Source organism: Pseudomonadales bacterium, assembly GCA_024234435.1.
In the GTDB taxonomy this organism is placed as follows: domain Bacteria; phylum Pseudomonadota; class Gammaproteobacteria; order Pseudomonadales; family Porticoccaceae; genus JACKOF01.
This window is the reverse complement of the sequence record JACKOF010000001.1, coordinates 98,960-113,272: the sequence shown is the minus strand read 5'-3', so window position 1 is coordinate 113,272 and position 14,313 is coordinate 98,960. Positions and strand designations below refer to the sequence as shown.

Below are 14,313 nucleotides of genomic sequence, written 5' to 3'. Positions count from 1 at the left end.
GGCAGCCAGCTGGCTGCCTCAGAACCTGTTCACGCGATTATTTGGTGGCGCGACTCAAGTACTCTCCAGTGCGGGTATCCACCTTGACAACTTCGCCAATGTTCAAAAATAGCGGCACTTTCACCACAGCACCGGTACTCAGTGTTGCCGGCTTTGTTCCTCCCTGAGCGGTATCACCTTTCAAGCCCGGGTCAGTATCAACAATTTCGAGCTCTACATGATTGGCTGCGGTAACGGCCAATGGCGCGCCGTTATACAGTGTTACGATCACATCATCCTGTTCACGCAACCACTTGGCAGTCTCGCCCACAACCGCTGCGTCAGCCTGGTGCTGTTCAAAGCTGTCCGGTTCCATAAAGTGCCAGTATTCGCCGTCAGTGTAGAGGTACTGCATGTTCCTATCCATAACATCAGCACCTTCCAGCTGCTCACCAGAGCGGAATGTTCTTTCCCAAACCCGGCCTGTTTTCAGATTGCGCAACCTAACGCGATTGAACGCCTGCCCCTTGCCCGGTTTTACAAACTCATTTTCGACGATGGCACAGGGATCACCATCGAGCATCACCTTCAGACCGGAACGGAATTCATTGGTAGAATAGTTAGCCATTATTTCCTCAATATTTGCTAGAGCATAAAAATGCCTATGATAACCGGTTCTGCCATAACTTTGGATAGTGCTGCAGACAAACCTCTAAATGACACCATCAGCTGGCAAGAAGAGCTGGCTGCCAGCATTCGCGACCCGCAAGAGCTGATACATCTACTGGAGCTGGACGAGTCTCTGCTGGAAAACGCCCTCAATGCCCACAGGGACTTTGCACTGAGGGTACCCCGCCCTTACCTGGAACGAATTCGAAAAGGTGATATGAATGACCCCTTGCTCAGGCAGGTGCTACCCCTGGGAGATGAGCTGTCGGCAGCGCCTGGGTACAGCACCGACCCGTTACAGGAAAATACGGCCAACCCGACTCCAGGCCTGATTCACAAATACCACGGCAGGGTATTGTTAATCGTCAGCCCGAGCTGCGCTATCAATTGCCGCTACTGCTTTCGTCGACACTTCCCCTACCATGACAACAAACCCGGCCGTCACGAATGGCAGCGAGCCCTCGATTATATTGCCAGTAACAATACCGTCAGTGAGGTGATCTATAGTGGTGGCGACCCGTTGGCGTCCAGCGACAAACAGCTACTCTGGCTCACCCGACAGATAGCGGACATCCCTCATGTGAAAAGGCTCAGGGTTCACACCCGACTACCCATCGTCATCCCTGCTCGAATCACCGAGCAGTGCATCAACTGGCTATCTGACACCCGCCTGCAGACGACTATGGTCATTCACAGCAACCACCCTAACGAGCTGGATGAAGCTGTTGAGAAGGCACTCAAAAACCTGCGGCGAGTTGGCGTTACATTACTGAATCAAGCCGTGCTGCTGAAGGGTATTAACGACGACGGGGCGACCCTGGTCAGACTCAGCGAACGATTATTTGAAGTCGGGGTACTGCCGTATTATTTGCATTTGCTGGACAAGGTCAGCGGTGCTGCTCATTTCGAGGTAGATGAAAATCACGCAGTATCCTTGAGAGATGTTATGCTGGCACAATTACCCGGCTATCTGGTACCAAAGCTTGTCAGGGAAATACCCGGCCAGCCACACAAGACAACCGTTGTTTAGTTGGCGAATTACCTTCGCAAACAGCGAGCACACCGCCAAACTGAAACACCCGGTAAAAGAGTGTTTTTGGACACAAAAACAACTGCACAATTTTGAAAGCTGCCAGTAGCCATAGATCAACTATTGCTTATAATGAAGCGCTAACCAACCTCTATCATGGAAACGGATTCGGCATGCAACCAGATGGCAGCTTAAAAGTCATTTTCATACATGATGACCAGAATGAAGCCAATCGTATGGCCAGCCTGTTGCGCAATGCAAAATACAAGGTTGACCCCACCCACGCAGATTCTCCTGAAGTGCTCGCCAAGCTGTTACAGGACAAGCACTGGGATCTGGTAATTGCACAATACGAAAGCCAGCAAATACCCAACAAGGAAATCTTTCCTCATCTGCGACGACTAAACCTGGACTTACCCGTGTTGTTTATTTGCGATCACTGGTCATTCGAAGCCACCAGTGATGGCTTGCGCATGGGAGCTGCCTGGGTGACTCCTGTCGATCAGGATCAGGTTTTCCTGCTGACCGTTGCGCGCACGCTGTTCAACCTCGAGCAACGCCGCAAGCTGCGACACTGGAAGCGTCGCCATAATGAAGCAGAACTGCGTGCGGAACGCCTGCTCGACAGCTCCAGAGATGCCGTCGCTATCGTTCAGGAAGGCACTTATCTCTACGCCAACGATGCCTATGCCAATATGTTTGGCTACCTCGATGCCGACGCCATGATTTGCCTGCCTGTGATCGACACGGTGGCAAAAGAAGATCAACCGCGCTTGAAAGAGTTTTTACGGCCGGTTTCTGATGAAGAAGAGTGGGAAGCCAAGCAACTGGAATTTTCAGGCTTACGATCAGACGGTTCTACTGTGCCAGTGGAGTGCTCGGTTTCACAAGTCAACTATCAGAGTGAGCCCGCGCTGGAATTTTTGATTACCGGCGACATCCTCTCGACTGATGAAGTGACTCAAACAGCACATAACACCAAAACTATCAGCCAGCGCCAGCGAACCATCGAAAACATCCAAACAGCCATACGCAAAGCTACGCAAAAAAATCAAACATCATCGCTGCTGTACATCAGCATAGATCGCTACCAACACCTTGAGCAGGAGCTTGGCTTCCAGCTCACGGAAGAATTGATTGCTGCATTAGTCGGCCGCATCGAAGCCAAACTTGAAACGCCTGCATTAATTAACCGTTTCAAGGAAGACGGCCTGGTTCTGCTGCTCAAGGAAAAAAATGCCGAAAGCGCCCTTGAAATAGCCGAGCAGCTCTGCAACGCCGCCACCGAAAAACCGCTGGAACTACATGGCCAGACGTTTAATATCACCCTCAGCATTGGTGTCAGTGGTATCACTGAAGCGGTCACGTCTCCCGAAGGCTGTATTTTCAGGTGCTTACAGGCGATTACCGATCTTCAGTCAACCCAGGATCAACCCAACTACGGCAATGGCGCAAAACTCTACGAAGCCGATTTAAATACACTGGAAACTTCCGACTACGACGCACTTGCCCGGGGCGAAAAACTGTTGGAAAAAGAGCAGTTCGACTTATCCTATCAGCCCATCATCACGCTTCACGGTGAACCTGGAGAATTCTACGAGGTGCTCCTGCGAGTCAGTCCCGAAGGCAACCCGAAAGAATTGCCAGCCGACTTTATCGACCGCCTGTTTAAAACCGATTTGGGCAGCAAAATTGATCGCTGGGTCATTCTCGAATCGGTGAAAGTTCTGTCTGAAAAAATGAAAACCGATCCAGACACAAAACTGTTTATCAATATCAGCAGCAGCACTATCTGCGATGACAGCTTTATTGCCTGGCTGAAAGTTGCACTGAAAGCATCCGGTATCGCACCAAAACAACTGATCTTCCAGTTGCGGGAAATCGATGTCGGCAGGCATCAAACCCAGGCTATAGCCTTTATCAATTCACTAAACGGAATCCAGAGTAAAGTTGCACTGTCTCACTTTGGTCTCGCCATTAACCCCACTCAGCTATTGAAAACCATTAAAGTTGATTATGTAAAATTTGATTCACTGGTGATTGAAAAAACCCAGACCGCCGATGGCAGCAACCTGGAAGACATTGAGCAACTGATCAATGCACTTATCGCCGAAGATGAAAAAATCATCGTGCCCTTTGTTGAACACGCAGACATGATTCCATCTCTTTGGCAATTCGGTATTCACTACATTCAGGGGCATTTTCTGCAGGCACCCATGGCCGCTATGGATTTCGATTTTAACGACTCGGAATGATAGAGTTCCAGCATCCGCCGTTAATGATTCATATCCCTGTCAGAAAATCCCATCAGGTACAGAATCGCATCCAGTCCAAGAGTGGAGATCGACTGTTTGGCTGACGCCTTCACCAGCGGTTTCGCCCGGAAAGCGATACCCAGCCCGGCAATACTCAGCATAGGTAAATCATTCGCACCATCACCAACGGCTATCACCTGTTCAAGGGCAATTCTCTCTGCCTGGGCAATTTCCCGTAACAACTGGGCCTTGCGCTTGCCGTCAACCACTTGCCCTGTCACCCGGCCCGTAACCTTACCATCGACAACTTCCAGCTCATTGGCATAAACGTAATCAATATTCAGGTTGGCCTGTATACGATGGGCAAAATAGTTGAAACCACCAGAAAGAATAGCAGTTTTATATCCCAGCCGGTGCAATGTGGTAATCAGGTGCTCGGCACCCTCCGTCATATTGATACGTTGGGCAACACGATCGAGCACCGACTCCTGCAAACCCTCAAGCAGGGCTACTCGCTCGGCAAAACTTTCTGAAAAGTCCAGTTCGCCGCGCATCGCCCGCTCAGTAATTTCTGCCACCTGCTCACCAACACCGGCTTCCTTGGCCAGCTCGTCAATCACCTCGGCGTCAATAAGTGTTGAATCCATATCGAACACCACCAGACGGCGATTGCGGCGATAAATATTGTCTTCCTGAAAGGCGATATCGACATCCATTTCCGCCGACAACTCAAGTAATTGTCGGCGCAAAACTGCCATATCTTCCGGCTCCCCCCTAACCGAAAATTCCACCGAGGCCTTACCGGTTTCCCGGTTTCGGTTTGCTATCTGGTCGAGGGGAAGACGCCCGGAAAGACGCGTGATTTTATCAATATTCAGGCCGTTGTTGGACGTGATAGCAGTGACTCGGGAAATCTGTTCCGCAGAGATCCCCCGAGACAGTAAGGTCACGATATAACGCGCCTTTCCCTGCTGATCGACCCAGCGTTGGTAACTTTCCGGTGTAATGGGCTGAAAGCGCACACTCATTAACAACGAGTCTGTCAGCTGAAGAATGTTATCTCGGAGCTTTTCACCGTCGGTTTTGTCATCAATCTCAACCAGCATCCCCAGACTGAGTGATGAATGAATAACCGCCTGACCAATGTCCAGAATGCTGGCTCCAGCAGATGCCAGAACCGACGTTATCGCATTGGTAATACCGGGTTTGTCTTCGCCCGTCACATTGATAATGAGAATCTCTGGCACTGCGTTCCAACCCGTTTTTTCAGCTTCTAATTGATGGCGCTCATTATAGGTGAGCACATGCCAAGTTAGAATGCGAAACCCATGAAATATTACAAATCGCTAATTCCTCAGTGACGCTTACAACTGTCGATCAATATCGATTAGACTTAGCATGTACTCATTCCTGGCATCAGAGTGCCATCGGTTCCATCTGATACCCGTGATCAATGCCCATTTTAGAGTTACTTTTTATGAAGCAATCTTCACTCACTCACCTCGACGAACAGGGCAACGCCCACATGGTTGACGTTGGCGGCAAGGCGGTCACCAGCCGCAGCGCAACTGCCGAAGTCACCGTTAACATGCAGCCGGAAACCCTGTCACTGATTGAAAGCGGCGGACACAAAAAAGGCGATGTGCTGGCAGCAGCACGCATCGCCGGCATCCAGGCAGCGAAAAAGTGCCCCGACCTGATACCCCTCTGCCATCCGTTGATGCTGACTTCGGTAAAAGTCGAGTTTGAATTCATAGATAAAACCAGCCTCCGTATTCAGGCTCGCTGTGCTCTTGATGGCAAAACCGGCGTGGAAATGGAAGCATTAACAGCCGCCTCGGTCGCGGCACTGACTATCTACGACATGTGCAAAGCAGTAGACAAAGGCATAGTGATCAACCACCTCCGACTGTTGGAAAAGACCGGCGGCAAATCTGGTAGCTGGCACGCAAAAGCGCTATAGGTAACCCATGAATATACTTTTTTTTGGCAATCTTCGGGAACAGCTGGGTACGGGACAGTTCAACTATACTGGAAGCACACCGAACACCGTTGGTGAGCTGCGCTTGGCGCTGCAACAATCCAACCCCGATTGGCAGCTACCCCTTGCAGATAACAATGTGTTATTTGCGGTGAATCAGAATATGGCTGACGAAAACACGCCTATCTCCGCAAATGATGAAATCGCATTTTTTCCACCTGTTACCGGAGGCTAGGTATTCAGATGATCTCGATTTCTGTTCAGAGTGAAGACTTCGATACCGGCGCGGAATATACCAGACTGCAATCCGGCAATACTGAAACAGGTGGCATTGCCTTGTTCTCCGGCCAGGTGCGCGATAACCCTCAACAACCTCTGGCCTACATGCGTCTTGAACACTATCCGGGCATGACCGAAGCCTCGCTCCAGCAAACGGCCGAGCAAGCGGCCAACCGCTGGCCCACACTAAAGATACGCATCATTCACCGAATTGGCGATCTGAAACCCGGCGAACAGATTGTTCTCGTTGGTGTCAGCAGCGCTCACCGGGATGCAGCATTTGCCGCCTGTGAATACATTATGGATATCCTCAAAACCTCTGCGCCGTTCTGGAAAAAAGAGCAATATCTCAACGGTGATGCCAGCTGGGTGGCAGCCAAACAGTCCGACGACAAAAGGGCTGATCGTTGGCAACCGTAGTGGTTCGTATTGCCCGTATTCTGGGTCTTATTCTTACGCTGAGTATCGCTTGTTCAAACGCAACAGCAGAAACCATTACTGTTGCCTGCGCCAGTAACTTCAAACCGACTCTGGAAAAGCTAGCGCGCGCATTTGAACAGCAGAGCAAACACCGTATCAGAATCAGCAGCGCCTCTTCGGGTGTTCTTTTTGCGCAAATAAACAACGGTGCACCGTTTCAGCTGTTTTTTTCAGCCGACGCCATTCGACCTGAAAAACTGGTTGCCTCAGGAAAGGCAAATGAAAAATCTCTGACCACCTATGCCATAGGCCGATTGGTACTGCTGCATCATCAGGCATATACCACTGACCCCGAACAGGTTATCGCCCACGCCAAGCGAATCGCTATTGCCAACCCTGCAATAGCGCCTTACGGCGTTGCCGCCAAATCATTGCTCAACAATTGGCCTGTGCAGAAAGACGCGCAGGTACTTCAAGGTAACAATATTGCTCAAGCCTTGCAGTTTTTTCAGAGTGGCCATGCAGATGCTGCACTGGTAGCCGCGTCCCTGCTCTCTACCCAGCAACGCCAAAGTGGCATTGATGTGACCACCCTGCTGACCAGACCTATCCGCCAGAAAGCGGTACTGATCAACTCACAGAAAAGCACCGACGCGGCAATGGCATTTATGGCTTTTATCCGCTCCGGCACCGCCAGACAAATTATCACTGATAGCGGCTACCTGATGCCGCTATAATGCTCTGATGGAACTGAACGGCAACGATTTATCCGCCTTGTGGATCACCCTGCAACTGGCTTCTGTCACCTGCGTGATATTACTGATGATATCGACGCCTCTGGCCTGGTGGCTGGCCCGCTCCCGTTCACGCTGGGCTGGCAGCATTGAAGCCATTGTGGCATTACCCCTCATTCTGCCTCCCACAGTAATCGGCTTTTATCTGCTGTTGGCTTTTTCCCCACAATCCTGGCTCGGAAATGCCTGGCTGACGTTGTTTGGAAACTCGCTGGCTTTCAGTTTTAGCGGTCTCGTCATCGGCTCACTGATCTACTCACTACCTTTTGTTGTGCAGCCGTTGCAAACCGGCTTCCAGCAGTTCGACTCCCGTTTACTTGAAGCAGCGGAGACCATGGGCGCGAATAAGATCGACCAGTTCGTCAATCTGGTTTTCCCCATTACCCGCCGCGCTTTTGTCACAGCAGGATTGCTCGGATTCGCCCACACAGTTGGCGAGTTTGGAATTGTACTAATGATTGGTGGCAATATCCCGGGCGAAACCCAGGTGCTCTCGATTGCACTCTATGATCATGTAGAAGCATTGAACTACCAGCATGCTCACTGGATGGCAGGAGGCTTGCTGCTGTTCAGCTTTCTGTTGCTTGTCACGCTGTACAGCCTGAATCGTCGCTCCGGGCAAGCAGGCTACAAATGAGCATTACCTTTGATCTCTGCGCAGTCCGGGGTTCTTTTCAATTACAGGTGGAAGCCGGTATCCCCAGTCGTGGCATCACTGCCATCTTCGGCCATTCCGGTTGCGGCAAAACCACCTTGTTGCGCTGCCTGTCAGGACTGCAGCCCTGCCGGGGAAGCATCAACATAAGCGGTATCGATATCGCTTGCTTGCCTCCACGCGAACGCCAGATGGGGTATGTTTTTCAGGAAGATCGCCTGTTCCCGCACCTCAGTGTACAGGGCAATCTCGACTTTGCTTACCAACGGCGCTTCAACGACCACGGACCTTCCATTGACCAGGTCTCACAGTGGCTCAGTCTGGGTCAGCTTCTACAGCACCACCCCGAGCAATTATCCGGGGGGCAAAAGAAGCGCGTGGCTATCGGCCGCGCACTGCTGTGTTCTCCCCGCTGCCTGCTGCTCGACGAGCCCCTGGCCGGACTGGATGCATCCGCCAGCCATGAGATTCTGCATCAGCTGAAGCGTCTGAGTGCACAATTGGCAATCCCTGTTCTCTATGTTAGCCACCAAATGGACGAAATCATTCGTATAGCAGACCAGCTGTTACTGATGGAACAAGGGCAATTAATAGCAAATGGGCCGCTGCTGGATCTGCTGACACGACTGGATCTGTCTCTCAGCAAAGCAGAGCAATCTGCAGCCATCCTTTGTGGGCAAGTAGCCGGGCACGAACCAAAACACGGGATGAGTACACTGGATATCGGCGGTGGCAATACACTTTGGCTAACCCGTGCCACCAGTGCTGTAGGCGAGACTCTGCGCGTTCGCATCCCCGCCCGCGATGTCAGCCTGACGCTGTCAAAATCTGCTGACACCAGCATTCTCAACATCTTGCCAGCAACCATTTCCGGTATAGAACTGGTCAATACTTCGAGAGCAGTTGTTAAAGCCGAGATTACGGGAAGCGGGCAATGTATTCTGGCCAGAATCACCCAGAAGTCTCTGCAGCACCTGGGGCTGCAGGTTGGCAAACCTGTGTATCTTCAAATCAAGAGTGTTGCGCTGTTGTCAGAAAAACTCTGACCTTTCAAATTTTTTTCTATTTGGGCCGGGGTACAGATATTAGCTCTCCCAGGCGACCATACTCTTCACCACCCAGCCGGGATAAAGGGTCAACGGCCAGCGCATCGACGTGTAACCGGCCACTATCGTCAACAGTCGCCACCCTGTCATTGAGGAACAAGTGTTTCACCTCACCCAAAATGAGAGTCTGTGGAACCTCACCGACTTCCTCTACTTTGTAGAGCTCACAGCCGTAGGCAATACGGCACTCCGCTACCCGTGGCAAACTGAAATCGTCAAACTTGGTCAGAGTTAGGTCGACACTCTTTAGCTCTGAATCGCCATGTCGCAGTGTTCTTGACGTTTCTGTCACAGCGCCTGCCAAATCCCAGTGGGGGATATGAACGACAAAGCGATGTCGTTCAACAATATTGACTATAGAATCCTTTTTATCGCCGTTGGGCTTTTTACCTATTGACAGCATCAGCAGTGGAGGTGCCGAACATATCGCGTTGAAATAGGAAAAAGGCGCGAGGTTATAGCCACCATCGCCATTATCAGAGAGCACCCAGGCCACTGGCCGCGGCACGATGGTTTGAGTCATCGAAAAATAGCGTTGGTTGGGGGATAACGTGGAGAAATCAATCTGCATGGTTAAAGCCTGACTTTTTGCTGAAGCATATCAGGAATAATGAATACTTAAAAAGGGAGTCATCGACTCCCTTTTTAACCGTCAGATTAACACAGTCAATTTCTACTAGGCTGCCTTGTCATTGAGCCATTCTGTTTCCGCATTAACAAATTCAACAGCTGTGTGCACTATATCCTCATATTGTTTCGCTACATCAATCCTCAGCTTGTTATTTACTCCGTTCAAAAGACGCCGCAAATGGCGGGTTAGAAAATCACGCTGCGCAAGCCGCAAGGATTTTAAGTCTCCTGACTTAGAGGCATCCATCTGCTGCTCCAGGTATGTCAGGTAATGCATAAATTCCAGCTCAACAGCAATATGATCAGGCAATAGTGCATCGTCAGATCTGGACAAGCCAAAGTAGTCATAGAAACGGGTGAGCTCCTCAAAAAGCGAGCTCTGGTCCTGATCCACGTAACTCGCTTCATGCAACGAGCATGCACCTTCGGACACTGACGGGTCGAAAGCCGACGTATATTCTGCACCACTGACATTGGTGGCTCCCCGTCCTTCCTGAGGGTAGGTAAAGGCCGAAGCGAGGCTTTTATATATGTCGCTTCGCTCTGCCGCATCCAGACAAGCGCTGTCATTGGTCATACGAGTTGCCCTCCCGGTAGACGCTGCACTTCAACCCGCGTATCGCGGTCAAATTCACCGGTCTGGGCAAACATTAGCCCGGCATCCAGATGAGGGTGACCACCGGCCAGCTCAACCGGGTTCAGAGGCGATGCCGATACCGCGTTCATATCCGTTTTGCCCCGGAACTGGTGGCTCTCCCAGGCATGGTAGATAATCGACTGCCCTGGCTGAACACTCGGTGCGACCTTGGCTCGAACGATATAAGAGCCGGTGTCGTTATAGACTTTTATCCAGTCACCGTCTTCAATATCTCGCTTTGACGCGTCCTCAATCGACAACAGCAGGTAAGGATCCGGACGGTGCAGTCTCAACATGGTTTCGCTGTCCCGCCACGCGCCATGAATACTCCAGCGAGTGTGCCCCCCAGTCATCATGATGGGGTAGTCGCCACCAATTTTCGGCGGTTCCTTGTGGCAGGCCAGCGCTTCGTCCATCTCATCGTACAACGCGTGATCCACAAAAAACTGGATTCTGCGGGTAGACGTCGGGTACGGCTGTTTGTCGCGGATGTGGAAAGTCAACGGTACAACCGAATCGTTCTCCGGAATCTCGCACATATTCCCGATGGAAATAGGATCTTCCGAAACACTCTCGTAACGTGCGATGCCCCGCTCGCGGGTTTCTTCCCAGGTTTGCTTGGAGAAAGAAGAGCTAAGTTCATAAATCGCTTTAGCGACTTTCTCGTTATCTTCCTCCTTGAACTCACCCCCCATAGTCATATCTTCGTAAAGCTGCCCCAGATTAACATCCAAACCATGCGAGCTCTTGATGGTTCCAATACCACGTTCCCGCGCCTTCTTCTGGATATGCTTTGACAACGATACAATGATGGCCCAATCGGTTTTGGATTCCCCCAGCGGCGGAACAGCTGCATCGCTGGTCACCAAATATGGCGACAATGTCGTTACCCACTTCAGATTGGCGTGTTCGTACCAACCAGCGCAGGGCAACACGTAGTCGGCGTGGCGCGCTGTAGTACTCATACGCCAATCCAGCACCACCGCCATTTTCAGCTTGGGCCAGAGCACATCGAGCAGTTGCTGGCTGCTGCGTTTACGGCGCAAAGGATTACTGACCATACTGAACAGCAGTCTGGGTTCTCTCTCTCTTGGCGGGTGCAACGGCTGCCACTTGTTATCAAGGGATTCATCGAGATATTCGTCGATTGACCGCTTGATGCCCAAATTCCAGGTTTGTGATTGTCGCGAAAGCGAAGGCATATCCGAGTGGACTTGCCAGAATAACTCACCTGAACCCCACAGTGGCATGCGAATGGGTGCGGAACCCGGCTTGAACAGTGACCGGCCAAAATCGTTGACGATCATCTCATGGGTATCCCCATCCGCCAGTCGCTGGTCGATGATCGGCTGAACCTTGGCAAAGTGACTTTGCACTTCTCTGATATTGGGGGTCATCGAAAATTTGTCAGTGCCATCGGGCGTCAGCAATGGGAAACCGACAAAACCGGCACCTGACCGCCCCATATTACCGGTCAGACAATAGATCATGGCAATACTGCGCTCCATCAGATTACCGTGGTAATACTTGTTCAGACAGGACTGGGTTGTGCCGGCAACCGCTTTCGCTGAGACGATTTCCTTCACCAGCCTGCGGATCATATCCGGATGCACACCGCACATTTTTGACGCTGCTTTCGGCGAGTACTTTTTCAACCGCTCACGCAACAGCGAATACACACTACGCACCTCAACCTTCTTGCCGTTATTGAGGCGGACTTTGGTGCGCACATCCAACTCCGGATCCAGGCCGTCAAGCGCAAGACTTCTGTAAGGCGCACTGGCCAACTCGTCTTTCTTTGCATCCCAGAACATAAAGAAACGTTCATCGCCGTCTTCCGCTACATCTGACTGTTTCAGGAATGTTCGGGTATCACTGCGCACTAGTAAGGGCAGGTCGGTCTGCTCCTTAACAAAACTTTCATCAACATGCCCGCCTTCAATAATTTCGCGGCAAACGGATAGCGCCAGTGCCGCATCTGTCCCCGGCTTGATCGGAATCCAGAGATCAGACTTAATCGCAGAAGCGTTGTAGTCAGGCGCTATCGAGATAATTTTCGCGCCGTTATATTTCGCTGCAATAAAGAAGTGCGCCTGTGGAATCTGGGTATAGATCGGGTTGCCTGCCCAGAACAGTATGAGATCCGATTTGAAGTAATCGTCGGCTGACCGCTCGAAGCTGATTTTGCCAAACATCTCCACACAGCCACGGTGGGAATCCCCAATATCACCGTTCATATCCAGACTCACCGACTGGGTCAGCATGCTGAATTTCGACTGTGCTGCGATACCTGTACCCAGATCGACACCGGGTCCCAGATCCCAGACCGTAGTATCTGTCCCCTCATTTACTGCGGCGTCGAGATAGGCTTCTGCAATATCATCCAGCGCTTCATCCCAGCTTACTCGCTCCCAGCGGTTACCTCCGCGAGGGCCGACTCGCTTCATTGGATGGGTCACCCTGGTCTGATCATACATCCTTTCGCTGTAACAGCAGCCTTTCTGACAGCCACGTGGATTGAAATCGGGAAGCTCCTCATTGACCTGCGGATACTGGGCTGCCTGCTCCTCCCGGTAAACCAGGCCGTCCTTCACATACACATCCCACGAACAGTGCGCCTGATACCAGCAGTTCAGCAAGTGGGTGCTGCGGACGACTCGATCCCAGGTCCACTGCCCCTTATAGATATCCTTCCAGGTGGAATATTTGGGTATTGCCCCTTGGGAAACTTTGGTTGCAGCACGCACAACAAAGCTGGGCAATGATAGCCCACCTACTACGATGCCACTCATTTTCAGAAAATTGCGACGGTCGATATTCATGCCACACCTCCTTTACCAGTCATTACTCCCGGAGTCACCATTTGTACCGGGTTACCTCCCACTTCACGCGGGTGCTTGTCAAACGGGCCAAACATATCAAGCCATTTTCTGGAAATCAGCAGATCCAGCATTTCCGACTTCTCCCCTTGGGCGACTCTCTCCCGTTCTTTTTGTAATCGATCGAGCACCTCCTCCACTTCCGGCCCAAATAGCGAAACCAGATATTCCATCGGAATTCTCGGCTTGTCGGTTGCGACCCCATTTTTATCCAGCGTTGGTGGCGACATTGGTGGCACATAGAACACATTGGGCTGAGTGCCGTACTCCGGGTGCAGCGGCAAGGCAATTTTGTGCTCGTGGACCAGTTTGTATATCGGCCCATCCGGATCATCCAGATAACCCACAAAGCGAACCCGGCCCGGACACTGTCGTGAACAGGCGGTGGTCACGCCTTCGTCAATGCGCGGGAAACAGAAAATACATTTCTGGGAAATGCCAAGTGTTTCGTTGTAGTAGATCTTTTTGTAAGGGCAGGCTTCCTGACAAAAGCGATAACCGCGACATTTATCTTCGTCAATAAGGACTATGCCGTCCTCTTCCCGTTTATCTATTGCCTTGCGAGGGCAAGCTGCCAGACAAGCCGGTTTGGTACAGTGGTTACATATTCTTGGCAGGTAGAAATAATAGCCATTAGGGTAATCCCCGGCACCAATATCCTCGTCCCAGTTCGGCCCTTTATCGGCGTCGCCGTCTACCGGTGTCAGCGGAACATGATCTTTACCGCCATAAAAAACATCCTGATAGTTAAACTCCCACGCCTTGCCATATTCATCCACTGTAGGCCTGTGACCAGCTTGGGCTACCCCATTTTTAAAACCCCCACCCATGTTCTCCCAACCATGCGGGGTTCCTGTACCCGGTTGCGAATTAACCGTGTTCCACCACTGGTGCTTCATTCCTTCCCGACGCGTCCAGAGGCGTTTGCAGGCCACCGTGCAGGTTTGACAACCGATACACTTGTTCAGATCCATTACCATTGCTACTTGTTTGTCGCTC

14 protein-coding genes are annotated in these 14,313 nt (G+C 51.3%); 8 read left to right on the top strand and 6 right to left on the bottom strand.

Going from position 1 to position 14,313, the window contains the following annotated elements:
* Positions 1 to 37 precede the first annotated feature (37 nt).
* On the bottom strand, positions 38 to 607 hold the full coding sequence (gene efp, locus H7A02_00565; protein MCP5170747.1) for an elongation factor P: 570 nt from the start codon (positions 605 to 607) through the stop codon (positions 38 to 40).
* Between the two features lie 36 nt (positions 608 to 643).
* On the opposite strand from efp, the gene epmB reads away from it, so the two are divergent.
* A complete protein-coding gene (gene epmB, locus H7A02_00560; GenBank protein ID MCP5170746.1) occupies positions 644 to 1,678 on the top strand; it encodes an EF-P beta-lysylation protein EpmB in 1,035 nt (344 codons plus the stop codon).
* Between the two features lie 173 nt (positions 1,679 to 1,851).
* A complete protein-coding gene (locus H7A02_00555; GenBank protein ID MCP5170745.1) occupies positions 1,852 to 3,933 on the top strand; it encodes an EAL domain-containing protein in 2,082 nt (693 codons plus the stop codon).
* A 20-nt stretch (positions 3,934 to 3,953) separates the two neighbouring features.
* Here H7A02_00555 and serB read toward each other — a convergent pair whose 3' ends face one another.
* On the bottom strand, positions 3,954 to 5,180 hold the full coding sequence (gene serB, locus H7A02_00550) for a phosphoserine phosphatase SerB (GenBank protein ID MCP5170744.1): 1,227 nt from the start codon (positions 5,178 to 5,180) through the stop codon (positions 3,954 to 3,956).
* A gap of 230 nt (positions 5,181 to 5,410) precedes the next feature.
* On the opposite strand from serB, the gene moaC reads away from it, so the two are divergent.
* The 6 genes from moaC to modC are packed head-to-tail and all read left to right on the top strand — an operon-like array spanning position 5,411 to position 9,108.
* Positions 5,411 to 5,896, top strand: a complete 486-nt coding sequence (gene moaC / locus H7A02_00545; GenBank protein MCP5170743.1) for a cyclic pyranopterin monophosphate synthase MoaC — start codon at positions 5,411 to 5,413, stop codon at positions 5,894 to 5,896.
* 7 nt (positions 5,897 to 5,903) lie between these two features.
* Positions 5,904 to 6,149: a MoaD/ThiS family protein gene (locus H7A02_00540; protein ID MCP5170742.1), complete on the top strand. Its 246-nt coding sequence runs from the start codon at positions 5,904 to 5,906 to the stop codon at positions 6,147 to 6,149.
* An 8-nt stretch (positions 6,150 to 6,157) separates the two neighbouring features.
* The gene (locus H7A02_00535) at positions 6,158 to 6,613 is read left to right on the top strand and encodes a molybdenum cofactor biosynthesis protein MoaE (GenBank protein MCP5170741.1); all 456 of its coding nucleotides are present in this window, start codon (positions 6,158 to 6,160) and stop codon (positions 6,611 to 6,613) included.
* Complete coding sequence (modA, locus tag H7A02_00530; protein MCP5170740.1) at positions 6,601 to 7,350, top strand: molybdate ABC transporter substrate-binding protein; 750 nt, start codon at positions 6,601 to 6,603, stop codon at positions 7,348 to 7,350. Before H7A02_00535 ends, modA begins: the two co-directional genes overlap by 13 nt.
* A gap of 7 nt (positions 7,351 to 7,357) precedes the next feature.
* A complete protein-coding gene (gene modB / locus H7A02_00525) occupies positions 7,358 to 8,044 on the top strand; it encodes a molybdate ABC transporter permease subunit (GenBank protein MCP5170739.1) in 687 nt (228 codons plus the stop codon).
* Entirely contained in the window at positions 8,041 to 9,108 is a 1,068-nt protein-coding gene (gene modC / locus H7A02_00520; protein MCP5170738.1) for a molybdenum ABC transporter ATP-binding protein, read from the top strand. The genes modB and modC overlap by 4 nt, the downstream gene beginning before the upstream one ends.
* A gap of 16 nt (positions 9,109 to 9,124) precedes the next feature.
* Here the strand turns inward: modC and H7A02_00515 are convergent, their stop codons facing one another.
* The 4 genes from H7A02_00515 to H7A02_00500 form a co-directional block, all read right to left on the bottom strand.
* Positions 9,125 to 9,739: a flavin reductase family protein gene (locus tag H7A02_00515; GenBank protein MCP5170737.1), complete on the bottom strand. Its 615-nt coding sequence runs from the start codon at positions 9,737 to 9,739 to the stop codon at positions 9,125 to 9,127.
* Between the two features lie 105 nt (positions 9,740 to 9,844).
* Positions 9,845 to 10,375 (bottom strand): molecular chaperone TorD family protein, encoded by a 531-nt coding sequence (locus H7A02_00510; protein ID MCP5170736.1) that lies wholly within the window; start codon positions 10,373 to 10,375, stop codon positions 9,845 to 9,847.
* A complete protein-coding gene (locus H7A02_00505; protein MCP5170735.1) occupies positions 10,372 to 13,257 on the bottom strand; it encodes a molybdopterin-dependent oxidoreductase in 2,886 nt (961 codons plus the stop codon). The genes H7A02_00510 and H7A02_00505 overlap by 4 nt, the downstream gene beginning before the upstream one ends.
* Entirely contained in the window at positions 13,254 to 14,294 is a 1,041-nt protein-coding gene (locus H7A02_00500; protein ID MCP5170734.1) for a respiratory nitrate reductase subunit beta, read from the bottom strand. The genes H7A02_00505 and H7A02_00500 overlap by 4 nt, the downstream gene beginning before the upstream one ends.
* Between the last annotated feature and the right edge of the window lie 19 nt (positions 14,295 to 14,313).